The 22,934-nt window shown below is 61.8% G+C and carries 22 protein-coding genes; 12 read left to right on the forward strand and 10 right to left on the reverse strand.

The genetic code is table 11. From position 1 onward, the window contains the following. Positions 1–48: 48 nt before the first annotated feature. Entirely contained in the window at positions 49–1,275 is a 1,227-nt protein-coding gene (locus tag ACIOTL_RS08320; protein ID WP_388021913.1) for a methyltransferase, read from the reverse strand. A gap of 66 nt (positions 1,276–1,341) precedes the next feature. Continuing rightward, on the reverse strand, positions 1,342–2,574 hold the full coding sequence (locus ACIOTL_RS08325; RefSeq protein WP_400342337.1) for a glycosyltransferase: 1,233 nt from the start codon (positions 2,572–2,574) through the stop codon (positions 1,342–1,344). A gap of 94 nt (positions 2,575–2,668) precedes the next feature. Between ACIOTL_RS08325 and ACIOTL_RS08330 the strand changes: the two genes are divergently transcribed. From ACIOTL_RS08330 to ACIOTL_RS08340, 3 genes are all read left to right on the forward strand, one after another. Then, a complete protein-coding gene (locus ACIOTL_RS08330) occupies positions 2,669–3,310 on the forward strand; it encodes a TetR/AcrR family transcriptional regulator (protein WP_388021917.1) in 642 nt (213 codons plus the stop codon). A 91-nt stretch (positions 3,311–3,401) separates the two neighbouring features. Beyond that, entirely contained in the window at positions 3,402–4,571 is a 1,170-nt protein-coding gene (gene argE / locus ACIOTL_RS08335; RefSeq protein WP_388021919.1) for an acetylornithine deacetylase, read from the forward strand. Beyond that, positions 4,568–5,842 carry an MFS transporter gene (locus ACIOTL_RS08340; RefSeq protein ID WP_105657759.1) on the forward strand — a complete coding sequence of 425 codons (1,275 nt, stop codon included), beginning with the start codon at positions 4,568–4,570 and terminating at the stop codon, positions 5,840–5,842. Before argE ends, ACIOTL_RS08340 begins: the two co-directional genes overlap by 4 nt. 81 nt (positions 5,843–5,923) lie before the next feature. Here the strand turns inward: ACIOTL_RS08340 and ACIOTL_RS08345 are convergent, their stop codons facing one another. Next, the gene (locus tag ACIOTL_RS08345) at positions 5,924–6,613 is read right to left on the reverse strand and encodes a hemolysin III family protein (RefSeq protein ID WP_181148856.1); all 690 of its coding nucleotides are present in this window, start codon (positions 6,611–6,613) and stop codon (positions 5,924–5,926) included. Between the two features lie 111 nt (positions 6,614–6,724). Here ACIOTL_RS08345 and ACIOTL_RS08350 point away from each other — a divergent pair, with 111 nt between their 5' ends. Beyond that, positions 6,725–7,657 (forward strand): zeta toxin family protein, encoded by a 933-nt coding sequence (locus ACIOTL_RS08350; RefSeq protein ID WP_400342338.1) that lies wholly within the window; start codon positions 6,725–6,727, stop codon positions 7,655–7,657. Positions 7,658–7,750: 93 nt separating this feature from the next. On the opposite strand, the gene ACIOTL_RS08355 is transcribed toward ACIOTL_RS08350, so the two are convergent. Continuing rightward, positions 7,751–8,011 (reverse strand): GlsB/YeaQ/YmgE family stress response membrane protein, encoded by a 261-nt coding sequence (locus tag ACIOTL_RS08355; RefSeq protein ID WP_105657761.1) that lies wholly within the window; start codon positions 8,009–8,011, stop codon positions 7,751–7,753. 322 nt (positions 8,012–8,333) lie between these two features. On the opposite strand from ACIOTL_RS08355, the gene ACIOTL_RS08360 reads away from it, so the two are divergent. Together ACIOTL_RS08360 and ACIOTL_RS08365 are read left to right on the forward strand one after the other, a co-directional pair. Then, positions 8,334–8,840 (forward strand): gluconokinase, encoded by a 507-nt coding sequence (locus tag ACIOTL_RS08360; protein ID WP_400342340.1) that lies wholly within the window; start codon positions 8,334–8,336, stop codon positions 8,838–8,840. A gap of 66 nt (positions 8,841–8,906) precedes the next feature. Further along, the gene (locus ACIOTL_RS08365) at positions 8,907–10,322 is read left to right on the forward strand and encodes a GntP family permease (RefSeq protein WP_332504551.1); all 1,416 of its coding nucleotides are present in this window, start codon (positions 8,907–8,909) and stop codon (positions 10,320–10,322) included. A 90-nt stretch (positions 10,323–10,412) separates the two neighbouring features. Here ACIOTL_RS08365 and ACIOTL_RS08370 read toward each other — a convergent pair whose 3' ends face one another. Beyond that, positions 10,413–11,147: a FadR/GntR family transcriptional regulator gene (locus tag ACIOTL_RS08370; RefSeq protein ID WP_400342341.1), complete on the reverse strand. Its 735-nt coding sequence runs from the start codon at positions 11,145–11,147 to the stop codon at positions 10,413–10,415. Between the two features lie 208 nt (positions 11,148–11,355). Between ACIOTL_RS08370 and gndA the strand changes: the two genes are divergently transcribed. Further along, complete coding sequence (gene gndA / locus ACIOTL_RS08375) at positions 11,356–12,795, forward strand: NADP-dependent phosphogluconate dehydrogenase (RefSeq protein ID WP_400342342.1); 1,440 nt, start codon at positions 11,356–11,358, stop codon at positions 12,793–12,795. Positions 12,796–13,295: 500 nt separating this feature from the next. On the opposite strand, the gene ACIOTL_RS08380 is transcribed toward gndA, so the two are convergent. Continuing rightward, on the reverse strand, positions 13,296–13,874 hold the full coding sequence (locus ACIOTL_RS08380) for a TetR/AcrR family transcriptional regulator (protein ID WP_332727893.1): 579 nt from the start codon (positions 13,872–13,874) through the stop codon (positions 13,296–13,298). Positions 13,875–13,966: 92 nt separating this feature from the next. On the opposite strand from ACIOTL_RS08380, the gene ACIOTL_RS08385 reads away from it, so the two are divergent. From ACIOTL_RS08385 to ACIOTL_RS08395, 3 genes are read left to right on the forward strand one after another with little or no spacing between them, the layout of a single operon-like run. Further along, entirely contained in the window at positions 13,967–14,359 is a 393-nt protein-coding gene (locus tag ACIOTL_RS08385) for a DUF1304 domain-containing protein (protein WP_332498661.1), read from the forward strand. A gap of 51 nt (positions 14,360–14,410) precedes the next feature. Beyond that, positions 14,411–15,421: an NADP-dependent oxidoreductase gene (locus tag ACIOTL_RS08390; RefSeq protein WP_400342343.1), complete on the forward strand. Its 1,011-nt coding sequence runs from the start codon at positions 14,411–14,413 to the stop codon at positions 15,419–15,421. Between the two features lie 59 nt (positions 15,422–15,480). Further along, positions 15,481–16,014 (forward strand): hypothetical protein, encoded by a 534-nt coding sequence (locus ACIOTL_RS08395; RefSeq protein ID WP_388021937.1) that lies wholly within the window; start codon positions 15,481–15,483, stop codon positions 16,012–16,014. Here ACIOTL_RS08395 and ACIOTL_RS08400 read toward each other — a convergent pair whose 3' ends face one another. Further along, positions 16,015–16,515 (reverse strand): GNAT family N-acetyltransferase, encoded by a 501-nt coding sequence (locus tag ACIOTL_RS08400; protein ID WP_400342344.1) that lies wholly within the window; start codon positions 16,513–16,515, stop codon positions 16,015–16,017. A 2-nt stretch (positions 16,516–16,517) separates the two neighbouring features. Beyond that, entirely contained in the window at positions 16,518–18,779 is a 2,262-nt protein-coding gene (locus ACIOTL_RS08405; RefSeq protein WP_400342345.1) for an ATP-binding cassette domain-containing protein, read from the reverse strand. Between the two features lie 130 nt (positions 18,780–18,909). On the opposite strand from ACIOTL_RS08405, the gene ACIOTL_RS08410 reads away from it, so the two are divergent. Next, complete coding sequence (locus tag ACIOTL_RS08410) at positions 18,910–19,422, forward strand: hypothetical protein (RefSeq protein WP_400342346.1); 513 nt, start codon at positions 18,910–18,912, stop codon at positions 19,420–19,422. Between the two features lie 296 nt (positions 19,423–19,718). Then, positions 19,719–20,999: a dicarboxylate/amino acid:cation symporter gene (locus ACIOTL_RS08415; RefSeq protein ID WP_400342347.1), complete on the forward strand. Its 1,281-nt coding sequence runs from the start codon at positions 19,719–19,721 to the stop codon at positions 20,997–20,999. A 182-nt stretch (positions 21,000–21,181) separates the two neighbouring features. On the opposite strand, the gene epsC is transcribed toward ACIOTL_RS08415, so the two are convergent. Beyond that, positions 21,182–21,766, reverse strand: a complete 585-nt coding sequence (epsC, locus tag ACIOTL_RS08420; RefSeq protein ID WP_105657773.1) for a serine O-acetyltransferase EpsC — start codon at positions 21,764–21,766, stop codon at positions 21,182–21,184. A gap of 142 nt (positions 21,767–21,908) precedes the next feature. Continuing rightward, positions 21,909–22,844 (reverse strand): cysteine synthase A, encoded by a 936-nt coding sequence (cysK, locus tag ACIOTL_RS08425; protein ID WP_400342348.1) that lies wholly within the window; start codon positions 22,842–22,844, stop codon positions 21,909–21,911. Between the last annotated feature and the right edge of the window lie 90 nt (positions 22,845–22,934).

Raw genomic sequence — 22,934 nt, forward strand, 5'->3', positions numbered from 1 at the left:
CGAATACCGCGGGCACCTTTGCCGTTTCTGCATGGAACGCACTCGGGGCTACTTGGCCTTGAGCCTCCACAATGAAGTGACTTCCTTCGAACGGGCCGCATGCAGCACGTCCTGGGCATCCTGTGCGCGGTGGTGCCTTGGCGCGGTGTCGATCTTGTCGATGACTTCAAGGCCTGCCGCCTCGATGGCCTCCAGCAGCAGCGCGCGGGTACGCAAGCCCAGCAGCTCGGCGAGATCCGAGATGATCAGCCATCCTTCGCCGTTCTCGGTCAGGTGACCGGGCAATCCGCGCAGGAACTGCATCAGCATCTTGCTCTCGGGATCGTAAATAGCCGCATCCAGGGTGCTCGGCGCGCTGCCCGGAAGCCACGGGGGATTGCACACGACCAGCGGGGCCCGGCCTTCGGGGAACATGCTGGTCAGTTGCGCACGGGCGGCGCCGGAAATACCCAAGCGCGCGAAGTTGTCGTTGGCGCAGTCCACCGCGCGCTGGTGGATGTCGGTGCCGATGACCTGCTTGACTCCGCGGCGGGCCAGCACTGCCGAGAGCACTCCGGTTCCGGTGCCGATGTCGAAAGCCAGCGAGAGGTCCTCCAGCGGAGCCACCGCCACCAGATCCACATATTCCTGACGGGTGGGCATGAACGTCCCGTAGGCCGGGTGGATTTTCGCTCCCAGTACCGGAACGTCCACACCCTTCAGGAACCACTGGTGGGCACTGAGCATGCCAGCTAGTTCCTGCAGGCTGGCCACAGCCCGGTGACCTGCCAGGTCCGCGGCCTGCTCGTAGCCGAATGCCACCGCCGGACCGACGATCGGCGCCCGGGGCAAGTCCAGGACGGCCAGGCCGTCCTCGGCGTGGAAATCCAAGGGAACCAGGATCAGCGACAGCATTCGTGAACGCTGGGCCCGGGCCTGCCGGATGGCGTAGAACTTCTGCGCATCATCCAGGACCTTTTTCTTGGCCTTCGCGCTGCTGGCCTTGGCCGCGTTGGCGGCCGCCATGCGCCGGTCCATGGCGGCAAGCAGCTGCTTGGCGTTGTGGAAGTCGCCGGTCCACAGCATGGCCGTGCCGCGGGCTGCGTGGCGCATGGCCGCATCCGCGCTCAAGCGGTCATCGGCCACCACGATGTGTGCTGGTGCCCGGCGGGAATTGGCGGACAGCCAGATGGCTGTGGTGCTGGTTCCTTCGTGGTCCCAGGAAACGGTCACAGGGGCGGTGGCGGAATGGGAAGCGATGGGATGGCCCTGTCGATCAGCGTTGCTCAAGCGCATGGCAACCGCGCATGAGCTGTTCTGTTGCGAGGGGCTGGAGTTCCAATTCTACCGGTCCCGGCCAGGCTAGCTGGGCCGGTGCCTGGCGCCCAGCTGTTCGAGGATCCTTATCACTGGAATCGAGCTGTCCGTTTCGGCTGCCAGCTGCCGGGCAATTCGCCGGGCGCCATCGGCCAGGTCCTCATTGGCCAGGACTCCGGTAATCGAGGACGCGAGCCGCTGCGCAGTCAAGTGCTTGTAGGCAATGGGCTCGGCAGCCGCGCCGAGCCGGTGGATGCGCTGGGCCCAGAACGGCTGGTCGGTGAAGACTGGAACCGGAACTGCGGGGACGCCTGCCCGCAGGCCAGCGGCCGTGGTGCCGGCCCCGGCATGGTGCACGACGGCTGCCATCTGCGGAAACAGCCAGTGGTGCGGTACCGCGCCGATGCCCAGGATGCCAGGTTCGTCGATTTCCGGTTCCCCTTGCACGATAGTCCGTCTTCCGGTGCGCCGGGCAACATCCGTGATGAAGTCCGGTTCCAGCGCCTGCGTGCTGCCGAAGCCAATGAAGACTGGCGCCGGCCCCTCGTCGATGAAGTCGAGCAGCCTCTGCGACGGTGTCCATGCCGGATCGGCTGGCGGCCACCAGTACCCGCAATTGACGATCCCCTCATGCCAATCAGCGGACCGTGGAACGATAACTGAACTGAAGCCGTGGAGAATGGGGCTCCGGTGCTGGCGGCGAAGGCGTTCGGAGGCGGCACGGCTGCGTGCGGGCAATCCCAGGGATTCGCGTACCCGCTTTGCTGGGAGGTCGTAGGGCGCCTTGGAAGCGGCGAAGAGCTGGCCGAGCAGCTTGTTGCCCAGTGGCCCGAAGCTGCGCGATGCACCCAAAGCCATGGGCGAGTACGCTGCACTGGGTTCAATGGGTTGCAGGTGCGCGCCGATCGCGGGGATGCCCATGGCCTCGGCCACGTCGTAGGCATAGGGTGCTACCGCATTGGTCATGATGATATCGGCACCTCGCTCGGCTGCGGCCATCGTTCCGGTAGCTGCCAGTTCGAAATAGTCCCGGAGCTCCCGGAGGTACCGGCGCAGATCCTTGGGGCTGGCCTTAGCGCCCGGAGCTGCCGGCTTGACCAAGGCGCCCATGTCGCCGGGGAGCTCCCGGAATCGGCAGCCTGCGGAAACCGCAAGGTCCTTGTATGCCGGGTTTGCCGCAATGGATACATCGAAACCATGGAGCGCCAGCTTCTGGCCGAGGCCGGCCATCGGCGCGACATCGCCTCGTGTTCCCGGTGCGATCATCAGCAAGCGCATGGTTCCTCCTGTAGAGTTAAATGCGAACAGTGTTCGCGGTTAACTATACAGCCAGAGCACGGCGCGCGATGCGCCCTGCGGGAAAGGACGAGCGATGACCGGCAACCAGCCTCGCACCGGGCCCAGGCCCCGGCACTCCCGGGACAAGATTGCCCAGGCGGCGATCGCGCTGGCCGATGAAGAAGGCATGGGAGCGGTATCCATCAGAGCCGTAGCTGCAAAGATCGGAGCAGGAGCCGCCTCCCTGTACCGTTACGTTGAGTCCCATGAGGAGCTCACCGGCCTTATGGTTGAGCAGATCAGCGCGGAATATGAACTGGAATCGCTGGCAGGTTCGGCTGCCCAGCAGCTTCTCGGCCTGGCCGCCCAGGGCCTACAGATCATGCGCAGGCATCCCTGGGTGCCCTCGCTGGCCATGGGCAAGTCGTCCATGGGGCCGAACGCCTTGGCCTACCTGGAACGCGGATTAGCGGCCCTGGAAGGCAGCGGGCTGGAGGCAGGGGCCAAGCTGCATTGCCTGGCGATGCTCAACGCCATCACCGCAGCATTTGCGCTCAATGAGCAAAGCCAGCAGCGGCCCGATGACCCGGCGGCGCTGTTCGCCCAGCTGGAAACAGGCCGCTACCCCCACCTGTCGGCCGCGCTGGGCCAAGCGGCAAGGCCCGTGGACCAGCAAGAGGCCTTCGTGAACGCGATCATGCACTATCTGCGTGGTGCCGGCGTTATTCCCAACTAGCCAGAGGCCATTCTTTGACATCTTCTAGGTGGTGCGGGAGCAATGTGGAAGCATGAATCCATAGCATCATCGCCTAGATCCAGGAGCTGAAATGCCCGCGCCCAGCGAAGCAAGCATGAAAGAAATCCACGAGCTCATCGCCGTGGACACCACCAGCCGCGACAGCAACCTTGCGCTGATCGGGAATGTCGTGAAGAAGCTGGACGCCTATGGCATCAGCTCCCAGCTGATCCACAACGAAGAGGGCACCAAGGCCAACCTGCTGGCCACCATCCCCGCCGCCGATGGAACCCGCACCGGCGGCATTGTGCTTTCCGGGCACACCGACGTGGTGCCAGTGGACGGGCAGAAATGGAGCAGCGATCCATTCGACGCCCAGGTGCGCGCAGACAAGCTCTATGGCCGCGGCACCTGCGACATGAAGGGCTTCCTCGGAGTGATCCTGGCCAAGCTGGACCAGTTCACCGCCGCAGAACTTGCCGAACCAATCCACCTGGCGCTGTCCTACGACGAAGAAGTCGGCTGCGTCGGCGCGGTGTCGCTGGTGCAGAGAATTGTTGACGAGAAGCTGGCGCCTCGCGGATGCTTCGTGGGGGAGCCATCGAGCATGCGGGCGATCCGCGGCCACAAGTCGATGAACGTTTTCCGCGCCGAATTCAACGGCGTCGCAGCGCACTCCTCGCTGCCATCCGAGGGAGTCAACGCCATTTCCTATGCGCTGCGCTTCGCGAATTTCGTCGAGGAGGTTTCGGCCGAGCTGCGCAACCATGGCCCGCGCGATGAAGCATTCATCGAACCGACCACCACCATGAACGTGAACAAGTTCGACGGCGGCATCGCGGTGAACACCATTCCCTCGCAGGCGGTGGTGTTCTTCGAGTACCGCTCGCTCGCGGTGGTGGACCGCGAGGCGCTGACCGCGCGCTTGCGCGATGAAGCGGCCAAGCTGGAAGCCCAGATGCGCGAGCAGAACCCGAGCTGCTCCGTGGAGTTCTCCCAGCAGGCGGGCGCTCCGGGACTGGATACCGCTGCGGAGGAAGAGATCGTGTCCTTCGCGGCCGCCTGCGGCGCCATTGCCACCGATGAAAAGGTCACCTATGGCACGGAGGCCGGGCTGTTCGCCGCGGCCGGCATCCCCACCGTGGTGTGCGGTCCTGGCGATATCGCCCAGGCCCACGCTCCGGACGAATACATCGAGCTGGAGCAGATCGTGGCGTGCGAGAACTTCATCGATTCGCTGATTGCGCAGGTCAGCTCGTGAGCGCAGAGGTGAAGGCGACACCCGAGCAGATCGTCAAAGCCCGCAAGGCGGTCATTTCCAGTTCCATTGGCGCGGCGCTGGAATGGTTCGACATCATTGTCTATGCCACCTTCGCGACCACCATTGCCAAGGTGTTCTATCCGGAATCGGACGGCACGTTCGCGCTGATTCTCACCTTCGCCACCTTCGCGATTTCCTACCTGATCCGCCCCCTGGGCGGCATGGTGCTGGGCAGCTACGCCGACCGCAAGGGACGCAAGAACGCGCTGACGCTCACGCTGGGCCTGATGATGCTCGGTACGCTGATCATGGCCGTGGCGCCGCCCTACGAGGTCGCGGGCGTAGCCGGTGCCTTGATCATCCTGCTCTCGCGCATGATCCAGGGCTTCTCTGCCGGTGGCGAGTTCGGCACGGCCACCGCATTCCTGATTGAAACCGCACCGCACAAGAAGGCGTTCTACTCTTCGTGGCAGGTCGCCAGCCAGGGTGCATCCATGCTGCTGGCTTCTGCCTTCGGCTACTTCCTGACCACCGGCCTGAGCCAGGAAGCCCTGGAGAGCTGGGGCTGGCGCGTGCCGTTCTTCGTTGGCCTGCTGATCGGGCCGGTGGGCCTGTATATCCGCGCCAAGCTGGATGAGACCGACGAGTTCGTTTCCGCCGCCAAGGAGAAATCGCCACTGGGCACGCTGTTCACCCAGCACTACGGCCGCCTGCTGGCCGCGGCGGCTACCATTGGCGTGGCCACGATTTCGGTGTACATGATCCTGTACATGCCGACCTTCGCCGTCACGAACCTGAAGATCCCTGCCGACGCGGCTTTCCTGGGCGGCATCTCGGCGGGCATCATCACATTGTGCGGCGTCCCGCTGGTGGGCCATCTGGCTGACCGCATTGGCCCGGCCCGGGTGATGACCTACGCCGCGGTCGCGGCGTTCGTGCTGGCCTATCCGCTGTTCAAGCTGATGACCTCGAACCCGAGCGTGATCGTGATGGTGATCGTGATCGCGGTTCTCGGCGTGATCATGTCCTTCTACTTCGGTCCGCTGCCGGCGTTGCTCTCCAACCTCTTCCCGGCTGCCATCCGGGGTTCGGGCCTGTCGGTGGCCTACAACGTGGGCGTGACCCTTTTGGGCGGAATTGCCCCGCTGGTACTGACTTGGCTGCTGGACCTGACCGGGTCGCTGGATGCACCGAGCCTGTACTACATGGCAATTGCCGTGATTTCGCTGATCGGCCTCGTGGTCGTGCGAAAGCGCTACGGCCAGCGCTAGTCCAGCCTGGGATTCAGCCATAGATCGCCGCAAGCTTCCTCGTGGAGCTTGCGGCGATCGCTTTTTCCAGCGGGTGCGCGCTTACAGAGCCACTAGAAGCACAGCCGTCCAGTGGCACAGGAAGGCCATGACGGTGCAGGCATGGAAGAGCTCGTGGAATCCGAAAATGCTCGGCAACGGATTTGGCCGTTTGGTGGCGTAGAAAACCGCGCCGATCGTATAGGCCAGGCCACCAGCGAGAATCAGGATCATCACCGCGGGGTTCGCGGCCCAGAACGCTGGCAACTGCATCAAAGCGCCCCACCCGAGCAGGATGTAGAGGCTGACTCCAACCCAGCGGGGTGCCGCGGGCCAGAATGACTTGATGGCAATTCCGGCCAGTGCACCGGCCCAGATGACGGACAGCACGATGATCGCCTGCGGACCGGGCAAGGTCAATGCCGCTACCGGAGTGTAGGTGCCGGCAATGAGCAGGAAGATGTTCGCATGGTCGGCCCTGCGGAAGAGGCCCATCACCTTGTCGGTCCAGTTGCCACGATGGTAAAGCGCCGAGGTGCCAAAGAGCAGGATCGAGCAGAGCGCGAAGACCGCGGTGGTCCATTCCGCCAAGCGTCCGTTAGCCAGCACGACCAGCACCAGGCTCATGATGATGATGCCCGGGGTGGACCAGGCGTGGATCAGCCCGCGCCAGCGAGTGCGCTCGGTGCCGATGTGCGCAAAGGTTCGCCCCGCTCGGCCTTTGCCTGCAGATGGTAGCGGTGCGGTAGCCATGGGTCTCCTTAATGTCGTGCGCGGGCGCTGGGCCCAACATCGAACTATACGATAACCGGCTGTCAGCGCGCTGTGGGGGGCATCGCGATAATTCCCGATTAGGATTCGAATATGGCAGATGACCAAGAAATCACCGACCACCTGAAGACTATTGCTCAACTCAATGAGCCCGGAGAAGTGCTGGCCAATGATTCACCGTTCATCTCCGTGCGCAACCCTGACTGGTTCGAAGAAGTGGGCCCGGGTTCGTGGAAGGCGATCGGGGAACGTGATCAGTTGCATCGGCGGCTGATCGACCAGGAACTGCGGGCATCGGGCAGCGCCAAAGCGCAGCGCCAAGCTGTTGTGCTTGCCGGAGCTCCGGGAGCCGGCAAGAGCAGCCTGCTGCGCGAACTGCTTGGCGGTCATGAGGATCACTATGTGGTGATCGATGCCGATGAATTCAAGGCGAACCTGATGCGCGAAGCGCAAGAAGACGGAACCTACGAAGGATTCTTCAAGCCTCGGGAAGTCAAAGAGCGCGAGAAGCGCGGTGAGCAGTTCTTCCCGATGGACATGGCGAGCCTGGTGCATGAGGAATCTTCCATGCTCAGCGAGAACCTGCGTGCCGCATGCTTCGAGCAAGGACTGAATGTCGTCATCGACAAGGTCCTTGCGTCCGAGGATTCAGCGCAGAAGCTGGCAGCTCAACTGCAGGAGGCCGGATACGAGATTCAGATCGTGGAGGCGTATGCGCCGCAGGATGTCTCGGAAGAACGGATCGTTGAACGCTGGGAAAAGCAGCAGGAAGCTTCCCTGGATGGCGACGACAACCTTGGTGCACGCTGGGTTCCCGAAGGATTTACCGATATGGTCTTCGACGCCCCGGGCCAGCGGTCCCGGCCAGCCGCCGTGGCCCAGATGTTCGCACGCAACTGCCCCGCGGTACTCAGCTTCAAGGTGTTCCATACCGCGCTTGGGGAAGCCGCGGACACTGAGGGGAGCCTTCTGCTTTTCGAATTGCGCAGGGAAACCGTGGGCTCTGAGCTGCTGCGGGTGAAGTAGCCAAGACAAGAGAAGAACCCGCCGAGCAGCAGTTGGTACTGTTGCTCGGCGGGAATTCAAGATCCGCAGGACAATGGTCCCTCGGGAGGTGCGTTATGCCCGTCGTTTGGTGATGAAGCCCCAAATGACCAGGACGATCAGGGCGCCACCGATGGCAAGAAGCCAACTTGAGATCGAGAAGAACTCATCCACGCCCTCACCGAAGATAGCACTTCCGATCCAGCCTCCGAGAAGGGCGCCTACGACGCCCAGAATCAGGGTAGCGATCCAGCCGCCACCTTGCTTGCCGGGCAGAATGGCCTTTGCGATCGCTCCGGCAATCAAGCCCAAAACTATCCATCCAATGAATCCCATGATTCGCTCCAATGGTCAGACTGTGCAGTGGTCGGGTTCGATCCACTTAAAAACCGAGAGTACATGGCATTGAGCTGGGGTTCTACAACGACCTCGAAGAAATTCAGCATTTTCAAAGGCTAGGTTCAAGCCATGCTTGAACCTCGGGCCAACTGATCCGGGAATTCCTCATCTGGCCACATGCTTTGCAGAATCTTCCTAGTGAACCAGGTGCAACCTGTTGACAGCGTCCGCTGCCGCTCCTACTCTAGTTAAATCATACTTTATGACTTTGGCTACAACATAAGTCATATATTAGGTTCACGTACGACGGAGTAAATGGATGAGTGAACAGGTCCCGCCCCTTGTTGTAATGGGTGTCTCGGGCAGCGGCAAGACCACCATCGGAAAGATGCTGGCTGACCAGCTGCATCATGAATTCATTGATGGCGACAACCTGCACCCCAAGGCCAACAAGGAAAAAATGGCCGGCGGACAGTCTCTGGATGACGCTGACCGCGAGCCGTGGCTGCAGCTGATCGGCGCCAAACTGGCCGAAAGCAATCGGCACCAAGCGCCGCTGGTTATTGCCTGTTCCGCACTCAAGCGCAGCTACCGGGATCTCATCCTCAGCTTGGAGCCAGCAACGATCTTCATCCACCTCACCGGTGTCCCGACGCTGATACGGGACCGGATGAACGCGCGCTCGCACGAGTACATGCCCACCAGCCTGCTTGACAGCCAGCTGGCCACGCTTGAGGCTCCCGATGCGGACGAGCCGGTGCTCAGCGCCGATATTGCCGATAGCCCCGAGGGCATCGTTCGACAGCTGATCGCCAAACTGTCCTAGTGCAGTGCGCCGACAGCAATCCACAGACCACCTATGGCATAAGCCTCCCATTGATCAAGGAAGACAATGACAACTGAGCTTGAACTGAACTGGACGTTAAGTACGCCCGGGCTCCTGATGCTGGCGGTCGGTGCGGTAGCGCTGCTGCTGGTGCTGATTATCCGCTTCCGCGTCCACGCGTTCCTCGCACTGGTGCTCACCAGCTTGCTGACCGCGGTGGCCTCCGGCATCCCTGCTGAATCGGTCATTACGACGCTGACCAGCGGCTTCGGATCCACCTTGGCCAGTGTGGCCTTGCTGGTCGGCCTTGGCGCAATGCTCGGACGCATGCTGGAAACTAGTGGCGGCGCCGATGTGATGACCAGCTGGCTGATCTCCAAGTTCGGCGAGAAGCGCGCACCGCTGGCCTTGTCGGTTGCGTCGCTGCTCTTCGGCTTCCCGATCTTCTTCGATGCCGGGCTGGTAGTCATGCTGCCGATCATCTTCACCGTGGCCCGCCGCTTGGGCGGCTCGCTGCTGCTCTACGCCATCCCATCGGCCACCGCATTCTCGGTGATGCATGTCTTCGTTCCGCCGCACCCGGGCCCTGTGGCCGCCTCCGGCCTGCTGGAAGCCAACGTCGGGCTCGTGCTGGTGCTCGGCCTGGTCGTCGCGATTCCAACGTGGTTCGTTGCAGGCCATCTCTTTGGAAAGTTTGTCGGCAAGAAGTTCAACATCCCGGTACCGAATATCCTGGATGCGGCACTGGGCAACGGCGCATCTAAGGACGAGTTCAAGTCCTCTCCTTCCGTGGGCACGGTGTTCAGCCTGCTGCTGCTCCCGCTGCTGCTGATCTTCATGAACACGGGGCTGAATATGCTCGGCTCAGCCGGCGTCGTGGACCCGGAAACCTCCTGGGTGCGCTGGCTGCGCCTGCTGGGTGAAACTCCGGTGGCCCTGCTGATCACCGTGCTGCTGGGAATGTTCCTTCTGGGCTTCCGCAAGGGCAAGGACAAGACCCTGACCGAGACCATCGTGGACTCCGCGTTGGGCCCGGTCTGCTCGATCATCCTGATCACCGGCGCTGGTGGCATGTTCGGTGGCGTGCTGCGTGCCAGCGGCATCGGCAACGCCATTGCCACCTCGCTTGAATCGGTGGGCATGCCGCTGATTGTCGCTGGCTTCCTGATCGCGGCCATCGTCCGGCTGGCCCAGGGCTCGGCAACAGTAGCGCTGACCACTGCGGCCGCCATAGTCCAGCCGGCTGTGCTGGCGGATGCCTCGCTGACCGCTTTCCAGGTCGCCGCCATGGTGCTGGCGCTGGCAGCAGGCTCGGTCTTCGCCGGCCACGTCAACGACTCCGGCTTCTGGCTGATCTCGCGCTTCCTGGATATCGATGTGCCAACCACCTTGAAGGTATGGACCGTTGGCCAGGCGCTGGTATCGGTGGTCGGCTTCGCCTGCGTCATGGTGCTCTACGGCCTGGCGACCGCGCTGGCCTAACCAAGGGCAGCGAGCAGGACAAAAAATCCGCCGGGGCAGCGATGCAGATCGCTGCCCCGGCGGATTCGCATTTAAGTCGGGAATGCCGGGTTACTGGGAGCTCTTGGCCGGGTCCACGAACAAGCGCGGCGCGCCGTCCCAGAGGCTGCAGATCTCGTTGTGCGTTCGGCGCATGATGCTTTCCATGTTCTTCCGCGCGCTGGCGGAGTCCGAATTGGAGATGGCATCGGCGACTGACTGGTGCCAGAGCAGGGCTTCCTCGTGCGGGCGTTCAGGCATCAGGCCCAATTCGGTGCGGCCGCGCAAAATCGCTCCGATCGGGGTGGAGAGGTTCGCGAACATCTCATTGCCGGAGGCGGCCAGCACCACAGCGTGGAATCGGATATCCAGTTCCAGGAAACGTCGCAAATCGCCTTGGCGCCCGTAATGGTTCATCTGCGCCGAGAGCATCATCAGCTCCTTGCGCATCGCTTCGGGGGCGAACTCGGCCGCCAGTTCCGCGGCCATCGGCTCTACGGAAATGCGCAGCTCGGTCAGCGAGCGCAGCTGTGCGCCCTTCTGGTCGCTGGCCAGCCGCCAGCGGATGACATGATCGTCGTAGGGGTTCCAGCGCTCCGCTCCCAGCACGCGGATGCCCACGCGCTTGGTGCTGGTGACTAGGCCGCATTGGGCCAGAACGCGGATGGCTTCACGGATCACCGAACGCGAGACCTGGAGCTTCTGCTCGAGGTCGGCGGCGAGGATGATGGAGCCGCGCGGAATTTGCCCGCTGATAATGCGAGAGCCGAGGTGCTCAACCACATGAGCGTGCAGACTAGTTGCCATGGGGTCAGTTTAGCCAATGACTTGCGCCAAATCGGACTATGGCGAGTCGATCCGCGAAATAAATATGCTTTAATTTACGCGATCCTCTGTAAAACACGGGCGTCGCCCTTGTAGGATGGAAAGGTCACGTGGCCGTGAACAGGGATCGTGACTCATCCGGTCTCTGCTTGGCGGTTCAACTCCCCGTAATCGATGGAGACTTATTTTTATGCCTGCACAGATTGGTGTCACAGGTCTGGCCGTCATGGGCGCAAACCTTGCCCGTAACTTCGCTCGCAACGGATACACCGTCGCCCTGCACAACCGCTCGGTCGGCAAGACCGACGCGCTGCTGGAAGCACATGGCGATGAGGGCGATTTCATTCGCACCGAAAGCCTGGAAGAGCTGGTAGCAAACCTCGAAACCCCGCGCCGCGTGCTGATCATGGTCAAGGCCGGCGGTCCAGTGGACTCGGTCATCGACCAGCTGGTGCCGCTGCTCGAAGAGGGCGACGTGGTCATCGACGCCGGCAACTCGCACTACACCGACACCCGCCGCCGCGAAGCTGCCCTGGCTGAGAAGGGCCTGCACTTCGTGGGCATCGGCGTCTCCGGTGGCGAAGAGGGCGCACTGCTCGGCCCATCGATCATGCCCGGCGGTTCCGCTGAATCCTACAAGTCGCTGGGCCCGATGCTGGAGAAGATCTCCGCCAAGGCCGACGACGGCGCACCGTGCTGCGCTTGGATCTCCACCGACGGTGCAGGCCACTTCGTGAAGATGGTCCACAACGGCATCGAATACGCCGACATGCAGGTCATTGGCGAAGCCTACGATCTGATGCGCAGCGCCGCCGGCATCGAGCCAGCCAAGCAGTCGGAGATCTTCAACGAATGGAACCAGGGCGAACTGTCCAGCTTCCTGATCGAGATCACCGCTGAAGTGCTCGGCCACGTCGATGCTTCCACCGGCAAGCCGCTGGTCGACGTCATCCAGGACTCCGCAGGCCAGAAGGGCACCGGCCGCTGGACCGTGCAGTCCGGCCTGGATATGGGCTCGCCTGTTTCGGCCATCGCCGAGTCGGTCTTCGCCCGTTCCCTTTCCTCGCAGCGCGATATCCGCGCCGGGGGCCAGAAGGTGCTGACCGGCGAAACTGCCGAGGTCACCTTGCCGGAGAACTTCGTCGAGGATGTGCGCCAGGCACTGTTCGCTTCGAAGCTCGTCTCCTACGCGCAGGGCCTCGACATGCTCACTTCGGCTGCCGGCGAATACAACTGGGACCTGAAGCTCGACGAGATCGCTGGCCTGTGGCGTGAAGGCTGCATCATCCGCGCAGCCCTGCTCAAGGACATCACCGCTGCCTACTCGGCAGGCGAGAAGCCTTCGAACTTGCTGTTCGCTCCGGCATTCGCTGAAGCCATCAACAAGGCAGTTCCAGCATGGCGCCGCGTGGTTTCCGTTGCTGTCCAGCTGGGCATCCCTGCACCAGTGTTCTCCTCGTCGCTGGCTTACTACGATGGCCTGCGCCGCGACCGTCTGCCAGCAGCCCTGACCCAGGGCCTGCGCGACTACTTCGGTGCGCACACCTACCGTCGCACCGACAAGGAAGGCACCTTCCACACGCAGTGGAGCGGTGACCGTACCGAAATCGCTGCCGAGGACACCCATTAAGCGGAGTGATTTGACGCTAGCAGCAGCTGGCTGATCCGAAGCCCACCAGTTCAATTCGATTGAACTGGTGGGCATTTGCCATTTGGGCCCTTCTGCGCGCTGTCCCGCTTAGCTGGAACTGGCAGCCGTGGGGCGTGCTCAGCAGAATGCTGGGTGGGATAGGCGCAGGTCCCGGCCAGCGCCATGCGCTCAGGGGAGAACGGATCCTAGCGGCGCGGAAAATCGGTGCGGCAGCCAAAGCCAGTTGGGTTTTCTGCGGCAAGCGCGACGAATAAGGCCCCCTGCGTGCGAACTCATCTGCCAAGCATGCGCCGGTGATTGCAGAACGATCTGCCGCTGGCGGCAGTCGGCGGAGCCCCCGCGCATCGAGCCGGCAGCCCTCCGCGATGCATTCACTGAATGGATCCGTGGATCAGCGCCTGGCTAGAAGCAATCCGGACAACAGGTGCCCCAGGGCTTGCGCCTTAATCCCGGAAAGGAATAGGTGCAGAAGGCCGGTACTAGTCTTCCAGCAAGTTCTCGGCGCATTGCAACAAGCGAACAGCTTCACTGGGGGAGATGCGCACCAGTGCGAAGGCCGCTACCACCAGGCCGGTAATGGTGTCGCTCAGCAGGGCATGGCGTTCTACTGAAAGATCCGGACGAAGGGCATGCAAGCCACGGCCCATGGCTTCATCAAGTTCTTCCCGGTACGCGGAAATGATGGCGGCGATTTCGTTCTCTGCTGCAATCGGTGCGCTGGCGGTGTTGATCAGCAGGCACCCATGGGCTGCAGGCAGGGACTCCGGCTTCGCGAAAACGGAAGCAAGCCCACGCAGATAGTCTCCCAACGCCTGTGAAGGTACTGGGTCCTGGAGCAGCGGACGCAACCGCGGGCGGACAATTTCATTGAGGTAGCTGTTCACTGCGGCGTCGAACAGTCCGCGCTTGGAGCCGAAGGAGTTGTAGATGCTTGAACGGCTCAGGCCCGTGGCATTTTCAAGTTCGGGAATGGACGTGGCCTCGAAGCCCTTGGACCAGAACACCGAGCGGGCGTTCTGGATAGCCGTTTCCTTGTCGAATGCAGATGTACGAGCCATCACACCCACCTCCTCTTTTCGTAACGACCATTCCAGTATATATTGAAATGGTCGTTACAGAATAGTTGCCTTCCCAACACCAAGGACAAGCCATGATCATCGCCGCGCAGATCTTCGCAACCGCCGCTGCCCTGCTCCACATCTACATCTTCTCGATGGAGTCCATCACCTGGACCACTGGAAAAACCCGCGCTTTGTTCAAGACCAGCGAGGCTGAAGCAGAAGCAACGCGCGAAATGGCCTTCAATCAGGGGTTCTACAACCTCTTCTTGGCAGTTGCCGCACTTGCCGGGGTGATTGCCTTGGGTATGGGCCACTTGGCTGCGGGTGCCACGTTGGTCTTCGCTGGAGCCGGCTCCATGCTGGCCGCTGCGTTGGTGCTGGCACTGGGAAGCCCGGGCAAAGCCAAGCTGGCCGTCAAGCAGGGGATGTTCCCGCTGCTGTCAGTTGCGCTGCTGGTCCTCGGCCTGGCGCTGGGCAACTAGAACGACACCGAGAGTTTCCAATATCACCGAGAATTGAAAGAACTGGTAACCATGACTGAAGCAACCAGCACGCAGATCCTGCTCGCCTCCCGTCCGTCCGGTTGGCCAACGCAGGAGAACTTCACCGTCCAGACCGTTGAGCTGCCGGAGCTGAAGACCGGTGAAATCCGGGTGCGCAACGAGTTCATTTCCGTGGACCCGTACATGCGCGGACGCATGAATGACACCCGTTCCTACATCCCGCCATTCAAGATTGGCGAGCAGATCCTCGGAGGCGCAATCGGCCGTGTCATCGAGACCGCGGACGAAGCGTTCCCGGCAGGTACCCTGGTCCAGCATCAGCTGGGCTGGTCTGACACCGTGCAGGCTGACTCTGCCAATTTCAAGTCCGCACCTGATCTGCCCGGCGTTTCCTCGTCGCTGCGCCTGCATATCTTGGGAATGACTGGCTTGACCGCCTATGTAGGCCTGAGCGCAGTCGCCAATCTTGCCGAGGGCGAGACCGTCTTCGTCTCCGGCGCTGCAGGTGCCGTGGGTACGGCTGCCGGGCAGATCGCCAAGCTCATGGGTGCCAAGCGCGTCATCGGCTCGGCCGGCAGTGCAGAGAAGGTTGAACTGCTGACCAGCAAGTACGGCTACGATGCCGCCTTCAACTACAAGGATGGCGATGTCCGCGGGCAGCTGGCCGCCGCAGCCCCGGAAGGCATCGATGTCTTCTTCGACAACGTGGGCGGAGACCACCTTGAAGCCGCCCTGGCAGCGTTCAACGATGGCGGTCGTGCTGCCCTGTGTGGCGCTATCGCCAGCTACAACACCACCGAGTCGACTCCTGGCCCGCAGAACATGGCCAACTTGATCACCCGCGGCCTGAAACTGCAGGGATTCACCCTCTCCAGCTACCTTGACCTCGCCCCGGAGTTCGGCGAGCGCATGGGCAAGTGGTTCTCCGAAGGCAAGATCGCCTACGACGAGACGATCGTTGACGGCATTGAGAATACCGTGGACGCCTTCCTTGGCATGATGCGCGGTGCGAACACCGGCAAGATGCTGGTACGCATCTAGTTCTGCCAACCCGAGGATTGCTCTGGTCCGCCCCCCGATTCAAGGGCTAGGATCGGAGCATGAACGGTTATGGTGGTAGCTGGGGCGCGGGGCTGGGGATCCTGCTCTCGCTCGTCCCGCTTTTGACAGTACTCATCGCGACCGCAGGCGTTGTTCTCGCCTTGCGGACACTGCGGCTGCGCTCGAAACTGGATACCGCCGGGCAATGGTTGCTGCGTGTCCAGTACGCCATCGACCGGTGCCTGTCCCAAGACATCACCGAGCAGAATGTCGGTACCTCGATGCTCGACCACCTGCAAGGCGTCGGCGAGCTGCCCGAAGGCTTGGAGGGGGCGCGGCGCAAATCCTGGCTTCGTGGCCATAGGGATAGCTGGGCGGTGCAGCCAGAGGATTTGGCCTTGATCCGTGATGTGCTCAAGGAGCTGGCCATGGACAAATCGCGCCAACTCAGCGCCACTGGAATCCGCGCGACCCCCGATCCTGGCCCTGAATACGGCACACTGATTCGCCAGGCTCAGCTGGTGCTGGAAATCGACGCGAAACTGGGTCGTGGGAGCGACCCGGAGATCGTCGGGATTCTCTCCGCTTGCTAGCTACCGGATCATTCTTGCGTCGGTAATTTTCGGAGCAGCCGGGTCGTCCTCGCTCACGCCGTCGAAGGCGAATCCGTTGCGTTCGTAGAATCGGATGGCACGCGGATTCTGGGCCGCCACCCACAGCACGGCCGGCTCATCGCCAAGGACTGCATCCAGCAGCACCTGCCCTGTTCCGTCGCCGTGGAAGTCCTTGAGCACATACAGGTTGTACAGCTGGCGAGAAACGTTCTCCGGTATCCCGTCGGTATTGCCGGTGGGAGGTGCGCTGAGGGCGAAGCCGACAAGCTTCCCGTCCTCATTTTCCGCCACCGAAATCCTGAAGAGCGGATTCGGGTCCTCCAGAACCGTGTCCCACATGCGCAGCCGCTGCTCACCGTGGGCAGGGTCGAGGAAACCATCTGGCAGCAGCTGCGTGTAGGTTTCTTTCCAGCATTCGACATGCAGCGTGGCAAGCTCCTGCGCGTCGGCAGGCAGCGGTTTCCTGAGCTTCTGGGCCATTCCTATCCCTTGATGTAGTCGGACAGATGAACTCCGGTCAGCGTGCCGGAGGCGGCAAGGTCAGCCGGGGTCCCTTCGAAAACAATGCGTCCTCCCTCGTGCCCTGCCCCGGGACCCAAGTCAATGACCCAATCGCAGTGGGCAACCACTGCCAGATGATGCTCGATGACCACGACGGTATTGCCTTCATCGACCATCTCGTCCAGCAGGCGCAGCAGGTTCTGCACGTCAGCCATGTGCAATCCTGTGGTTGGCTCGTCCAGGATGTAGGTACCGGCGCCCTGGCCTAAATGGATAGCCAGCTTGATTCGCTGCCGTTCGCCGCCCGAAAGCGTGTTCAGCCGCTGTCCCAGTTTCAGGTATCCCAGCCCCACCTGGTTCAGGCGTTCGAGCACGGTCTTCGCCTTGGGCACTTTGAGCTGCTCCAATGCTTCTTCCATGCTCAAGTCCAGGACTTCGGCAATGTTCAACCCATCAAGGGTGTATTCCAGCACATCAGCGGTGAATCGCTTGCCGCCGCACTGCTCGCAAGGCAAGGCCACTCCGGCCATGGAAGCCAAATCCGTATAGGTGTATCCGACACCGCTGCACCCCGGGCACGCTCCGGCCGAATTGGCGCTGAACAGGGCAGGCTTCACGCCGTTGGCTTTCGCAAACGCCGCACGGATCGGATCCATGATCCCGGTATAGGTGGCCGGGTTCGAACGCCGGGAGCCCCGGATGGCGGTTTGGTCCACCACCGCCACGTCATCACGTTTGGCGATCGTCGAATGGATCAGCGTGGATTTGCCCGAACCGGCGACACCGGTGATCGCGCACATCACGCCGGTAGGGATATCCACGGAAACATTCTTCAGGTTGTGCGAGGAAGCGCCGCGCACTTGCATGGACCCCTGTGCCTCGCGCGGGTTCGCATTGAGCGCAGCACGCGTGGTGAAGTGCTTTCCGGTCAGCGTATCGCTGGACAGCAGGCCGTCCACTGGACCGCTGTAGCAAATGGTGCCGCCATGGGTACCAGCGCCCGGGCCCAAGTCGATCACGTGGTCCGCGATGCCGATGACCTCGGGCTTGTGCTCCACCACCAGTACGGTATTGCCCTTGTCCCGAAGGCTAGCCAGCAACCCGTTCATCCGCTGGATGTCATGTGGATGCAATCCAACGGTGGGCTCGTCGAAGACATACGTGACATCACTGAGCGCTGATCCAAGATGCCGGATCATCTTCACGCGCTGGGCTTCGCCGCCCGAAAGGGTCCCTGCCGGACGGTCAAGGGACAGGTAGCCCAACCCCAAATCCACCATGGATTTGAGCACGGCCTTCAAATTGGTGGTCAACGGCGCTGCATCCGGAATCTGGATCTTCTCCAGGGTTTCGAGCAGCTCGGAAACCTGCAGTGCCGTCATGTCCGCGATTCCCAAGGAATTGATCTTCGAAGCGCGAGCGGCCTGGCCGAGCCGTGATCCGGCGCAGGCAGAGCACGGTGCGGTGGTGGAGATGCGTTCGATCCAGGCACGAATATGGGCTTGCTTGATCTCCCTGCCCGAATGGATGTAATTGGACTTGATGCGCGTGACCAAACCGGAGTAGCTCATGTTGGCCCCATTGAGCTTGACCTTGCCTGCTTCCTCATGGAGCAAGCGGTCCAGCATGGCACTGGGCATGTCACTGAGCTTCATGTCCAGATCTGCTTGCGTGCCGGCAGTCAGTGTCTGCCACAGCCAGGAATCCGGGGCAAAGTTCGGTGCCTTGATGGCTCCCTCGTTCAGCGTCTTGTCCCAATCCAGCAGCTCATCAAGGTCGATGCTCGCCTCGGTGCCGAAACCCTCGCACACCGGGCACGCGCCCTGGCCGAGATTAAACGAGTACGCGCCAGCACCGCCGGCGCTCGGAGTGGAATAACGCGAATACAGAACGCGCAAGAGCGAGTAGGCGTCGGTAGCCGTGCCCACGGTAGAACGCGAATTCGCACCCATGCGTTCCTGGTCGACCACGATGGCCGTGGAGAGATTCTCCAGCACTTCTACATCAGGCCGGGGCATCGAGGGCATGAAGCTCTGGATGAAGGTCGTATACGTTTCATTGATCAGGCGCTGGGACTCTGCGGCAATCGTGCCGAACACCAGGGAGGACTTGCCCGAACCGGAAACACCGGTAAACGCGGTAATGCGCCGTTTTGGAATATCGACGTCAACACCTCGCAAGTTGTTTTCCCGGGCTTGGCGTACTCGAATGGTGTCATGGCTATCGGCAGGGTGCTGGCTCATGCCCCAAGCCTACTGAGAAATGCCCCAACCGACACCTGCCATAGGACAGCGGACTTGCAATCGCTGCCGATTCGCGTGGAGTATCGAACCCATAAGGAATCAGCGACCCCTTGCGAGAACGGAGAAAGCCATGCCGGATAGAACTACGAAACTACTCAAGTTCAGCTCGGTGGCGGCACTGGCCGGCTGCCTTGCGCTCGCCGGTTGCGGCAGCACTGCAGGTGGCACCGCAAGCCAGGAGCCGTCAACTCCTGAAGCCAGCCCGACGCAGTCCGCGTCGCCAACGGCATCCACTTCGGGGGATGCCGGGGAGTCGGAGCAATCCGAAACCATCGGGGGCCAAGAGCTGGGCAAGCTCCCATCGAGCGCCACGGAGTATGCAGATGCCCTGGTCGTTGCTTGGGGCAACGGAAATGAAGCCCAGATGAAGCAGCTGGCCACCGTTCAGGTGGTCGACTTGCTCACTGGCCATTCGGCGGCGGGCGGACCGAACTGGTCGCAAACGGGCAGCGATGCCGCAGCCGGGTCGGTCTTCGTGAGCTATGAAAATGCCGATGGCGGATCCGTGCTCAACCTCCGCGTGCAAAGCCAGGTGGTGGGCCAGGGCCAGGAGCAAGGCGTAGTCGAAGCGAACTTCGAATAATCAATGAATCCAAGCCAGGGCGGGACTGCTTAATGGGGCAGATCCGCCTTGCTGCCGTTAAATCGACGAATATTCAACTCCTGAACCCTTGCCGCACCAGGGATCGAACCTGATTGAACGTGTGGGATTTACGGTAGAGAATATTCGGCAGAAGGGCGTATTCTCGTAACACTCAATCCATTCACAGGATTTCGGTGTAACAAAAATTACGTCTATCATGATTGAGGCGTGCGCCACGACACACTTGTGGCCCGTCCAACAGTGCGCTCCGATCCCTAACCGTTTAAAGGACATTCATGAAGCTGCTGAAATCTATCCCACTGCTTGGCTGGGTGCTCGTTGCCATCCTGCTGGGTATTCTGCTTGGCCCGGTTATGCCGGTGTGGCTAGGAAGCGTATTCCTGACCTACAACTCGATCTTCTCCGGATTCCTTGGATTCATCGTGCCGTTGATCATCTTCGGCTTGGTGGCACCGGCTATTGCTGAACTCGGCAAGGGCGCAGGAAAGTGGTTGGGCATCACCGCGGTCATCGCCTACACCTCCACCCTGTGCGCGGGACTGCTCGCGTACTTCGTGAGCCGTTGGCTATTCACCAAGTCGCTTTCCGGCGGTGGCGTCGAGGAAGTTGGCGCAGGCGAAGGATCAGGTTTCGAACCGTATATTTCCCTGGTCGGCAGTGCGGGCGAATCGGCAACCGAAATCGTGCTGACTCCGCTGATGGGCGTCATGACTGCACTGGTACTGGCATTCATGCTGGGCCTGGGCCTGACGGCCTTCCGATCCACCGTGATCTTCCGCGGGACAGTGGAGTTCCGCAGCATTATCGAGATGGTTATCCGCCGTGTGATTGTTCCAGCCTTGCCGCTGTTCATCTTCGGAATCTTCCTGGATCTGTCGGCCGCCGGGGACGCCGTCACCGTGGTGCAGAAGTTCCTCTTCGTCGCCGTGGTCTCCTTCGCACTGACCCTGGTTGTCCTGCTGGTGCAGTACTCCATCGCTGGGGCGATGAACAAGCGCAACCCGCTGGCTGCACTGTGGGGCATGCGCAATGCCTACTTCACCGCCTTGGGTACCTCCTCCTCGGCTGCAACCATTCCGGTGACGCTGGAATCAGCCAAGAAGAATGGTGTGTCCGACACGGTAGCCGGCTTCGTCGTCCCGCTGTGCGCCACCATCCACCTCTCAGGCTCGATGGTCAAGATCACCTGCTTCTCCATCGCAGTGCTCCTGCTGACCGGTGGCGACGTTTCCTTCGGCACCTACTTCCCATTCATCCTGATGCTCGGCGTCATGATGATTGCGGCACCAGGCGTGCCAGGTGGCGCTATCGCCGCCGCTGCCGGACTGCTCGCACAGATGCTGGGCTTCGGCGAGGTCGAAGTCGGCCTGATGTTCGCAGCCTACATTGCCCTGGATAGCTTCGGCACCGCAACCAATGTGACCGGTGACGGCGCGCTGGCCATGATCATGCACAAGCTGACCCGTGGCAAGCTCGGCGCCCAGCCCCAGGATCCTGAGGACGAGGTCGTAGAGCTGGCCGATGGCACCGAAGCTGCGGACCACAAGCTGGCCTAAGCGGCTTCCATCACTCGCAGAGGCATCGATGCCCGGTACCAGACTCGCAATGGTACCGGGCATCGATGTTTTGCTTTGCCGGCAAGGGTCGGGGCCAAAGCGAAAACCCGCCCAGCAGGCGGACCGTGGCCGGTCCGTGTGCTGGGCGGGTTTGTTCTGCCGCAGTGGCAGGAGGAATAGAACTAGATCCACATGGCCGGGTCGATGTACTCGGCCGGGTCTACAGCAGGCTTGCGCTCTTCGGGCCTGCGCGGACGGTTCTGTGCGGGGATTCCGGTGACAATCGAGCCTTCCGGAGCATCCTTGACGACCACGGCGTTCGCGCCGATGGCGGAATCGGCACCGATCACGATCGGGCCGAGCACCTTGGCTCCGGCACCGATGACCACGCGGTCACCGATGGTCGGGTGGCGCTTGACCTTGGCCAGTGAACGGCCGCCGAGGGTCACCCCGTGGTACAGCATGACGTCATCGCCGATTTCGGCAGTCTCGCCAATGACGATGCCCATGCCGTGGTCGATGAAGAAGCGGCGCCCAATGGTGGCGCCGGGATGGATCTCGATCCCGGTCAGGGCGCGGTTCGCCTGGGATAGCAAACGCGCTGGCCACTTCAGCGAGGGGTTCTGCCACATCTTGTGGGCCAACCGGTGCAGCCAGATTGCGTGCAGTCCGGAATACACGAAGAAGTTTTCCGGATCGCTTCGCGCTGCCGGATCGTGCTGGCGTGCGTTGGCCAAATCCTCACGCAGGCGGGAGAAAAAACTCATGAATACTACCTTAGGGGTTGCGGTTCGCTCGGGGACAATCCGCAGATGTCACACAGCAAATCGGCGCGAGCTGCACCGATACAGGTCTCTCTATAGACCCAACAGTGGCTCGCGCCGATTTATTCTGTTTCTGCAAATTTACTTAGCCGCGGATGTCGTCGAAGAGCAGGGTGGAGATGTAGCGTTCACCGAAGTCCGGGATGATCGCAACGATCTGCTTGCCGGCGTTCTCTTCACGCGCGGCGATCTGTACCGCACCCCAAACGGCTGCGCCAGCGGAGATGCCGCCGAGGATGCCTTCTTTGACGCCCAGCGCGCGAGCGGTCGATACCGAATCCTCGATGCTGGCATCAAGGACTTCGTCGTACAGCTCGGTGTCGAGCACCTCGGGGATGAAGTTCGCTCCCAGTCCCTGGATCTTGTGCGGGCCGGGCTTTCCGCCATTGAGGATCGGGGAATCCTTGGGCTCAACGGCCACGATCTTCAGGTTTGGATTCTTTTCCTTCAGGTAGCGGCCTGCACCGGTGATAGTGCCACCGGTACCGATGCCGGCAACCAGGACATCGATCGTGCCTTCGGTATCGGACCAGATCTCCGGACCGGTGGTCTCTGCGTGGACCTGCGGGTTGGCGGTGTTGGCGAACTGCTGCGCCCAGATAGCGTTCTCGGAAGTCGCAACAATTTCCTTGGCCTTCTCCACAGCACCGCGCATGCCGTCGGCGCCCGGGGTCAGTACGATCTCGGCGCCGAAAGCGCGCAGCATCACACGGCGCTCGGTGGACATGGTTTCAGGCATGGTCAAGATGACCTTGTAGCCGCGGGCTGCACCGACCATCGCCAGCGCGATGCCGGTGTTGCCCGAAGTGCCCTCAACGATGGTGCCGCCTGGCTTCAACGCACCAGAGGCCTCGGCTGCATCAACGATGGCCACGCCGATGCGGTCCTTGACGGAGTTCGCCGGGTTGTAGAATTCCAGCTTCACAGCGATGTTCCCTGGCAGGCCCTCGCCGACGCGGTTCAGCGTCACCAGCGGGGTGTTGCCGACGACTTCGGTGACGTTGTTGTAGATCTTGCCCATCTTGTATGCAATCCTTACGTGACTCTATGCGGCCGCAGTTTAGTTGCGGCGAAATAATTGCCGGAATCTGGCGTAACCGCCGGAGACCTA

This window comes from Glutamicibacter sp. NPDC087673 (assembly GCF_044743255.1).
Taxonomy (GTDB): domain Bacteria; phylum Actinomycetota; class Actinomycetes; order Actinomycetales; family Micrococcaceae; genus Glutamicibacter.

Excerpts from the sequence above, each read along its gene's own strand:
- argE (WP_388021919.1), top strand. The coding sequence starts at position 3,402 with ATGCCCGCGCCCAGCGAAGCAAGCATGAAAGAAATCCACGAGCTCATC.
- ACIOTL_RS08325 (WP_400342337.1), bottom strand. The coding sequence starts at position 2,574 with ATGCGCTTGCTGATGATCGCACCGGGAACACGAGGCGATGTCGCGCCG.
- epsC (WP_105657773.1), bottom strand. The coding sequence starts at position 21,766 with ATGAGTTTTTTCTCCCGCCTGCGTGAGGATTTGGCCAACGCACGCCAG.
- gndA (WP_400342342.1), top strand. The coding sequence starts at position 11,356 with ATGCCTGCACAGATTGGTGTCACAGGTCTGGCCGTCATGGGCGCAAAC.
- ACIOTL_RS08380 (WP_332727893.1), bottom strand. The coding sequence starts at position 13,874 with ATGGCTCGTACATCTGCATTCGACAAGGAAACGGCTATCCAGAACGCC.
- ACIOTL_RS08405 (WP_400342345.1), bottom strand. The coding sequence starts at position 18,779 with ATGAGCCAGCACCCTGCCGATAGCCATGACACCATTCGAGTACGCCAA.
- ACIOTL_RS08345 (WP_181148856.1), bottom strand. The coding sequence starts at position 6,613 with ATGGCTACCGCACCGCTACCATCTGCAGGCAAAGGCCGAGCGGGGCGA.
- cysK (WP_400342348.1), bottom strand. The coding sequence starts at position 22,844 with ATGGGCAAGATCTACAACAACGTCACCGAAGTCGTCGGCAACACCCCG.
- ACIOTL_RS08385 (WP_332498661.1), top strand. The coding sequence starts at position 13,967 with ATGATCATCGCCGCGCAGATCTTCGCAACCGCCGCTGCCCTGCTCCAC.
- ACIOTL_RS08350 (WP_400342338.1), top strand. The coding sequence starts at position 6,725 with ATGGCAGATGACCAAGAAATCACCGACCACCTGAAGACTATTGCTCAA.
- ACIOTL_RS08365 (WP_332504551.1), top strand. The coding sequence starts at position 8,907 with ATGACAACTGAGCTTGAACTGAACTGGACGTTAAGTACGCCCGGGCTC.
- ACIOTL_RS08415 (WP_400342347.1), top strand. The coding sequence starts at position 19,719 with ATGAAGCTGCTGAAATCTATCCCACTGCTTGGCTGGGTGCTCGTTGCC.
- ACIOTL_RS08360 (WP_400342340.1), top strand. The coding sequence starts at position 8,334 with ATGAGTGAACAGGTCCCGCCCCTTGTTGTAATGGGTGTCTCGGGCAGC.
- ACIOTL_RS08390 (WP_400342343.1), top strand. The coding sequence starts at position 14,411 with ATGACTGAAGCAACCAGCACGCAGATCCTGCTCGCCTCCCGTCCGTCC.
- ACIOTL_RS08370 (WP_400342341.1), bottom strand. The coding sequence starts at position 11,147 with ATGGCAACTAGTCTGCACGCTCATGTGGTTGAGCACCTCGGCTCTCGC.
- ACIOTL_RS08320 (WP_388021913.1), bottom strand. The coding sequence starts at position 1,275 with ATGCGCTTGAGCAACGCTGATCGACAGGGCCATCCCATCGCTTCCCAT.
- ACIOTL_RS08330 (WP_388021917.1), top strand. The coding sequence starts at position 2,669 with ATGACCGGCAACCAGCCTCGCACCGGGCCCAGGCCCCGGCACTCCCGG.
- ACIOTL_RS08355 (WP_105657761.1), bottom strand. The coding sequence starts at position 8,011 with ATGGGATTCATTGGATGGATAGTTTTGGGCTTGATTGCCGGAGCGATC.
- ACIOTL_RS08400 (WP_400342344.1), bottom strand. The coding sequence starts at position 16,515 with ATGGCCCAGAAGCTCAGGAAACCGCTGCCTGCCGACGCGCAGGAGCTT.
- ACIOTL_RS08410 (WP_400342346.1), top strand. The coding sequence starts at position 18,910 with ATGCCGGATAGAACTACGAAACTACTCAAGTTCAGCTCGGTGGCGGCA.
- ACIOTL_RS08395 (WP_388021937.1), top strand. The coding sequence starts at position 15,481 with ATGAACGGTTATGGTGGTAGCTGGGGCGCGGGGCTGGGGATCCTGCTC.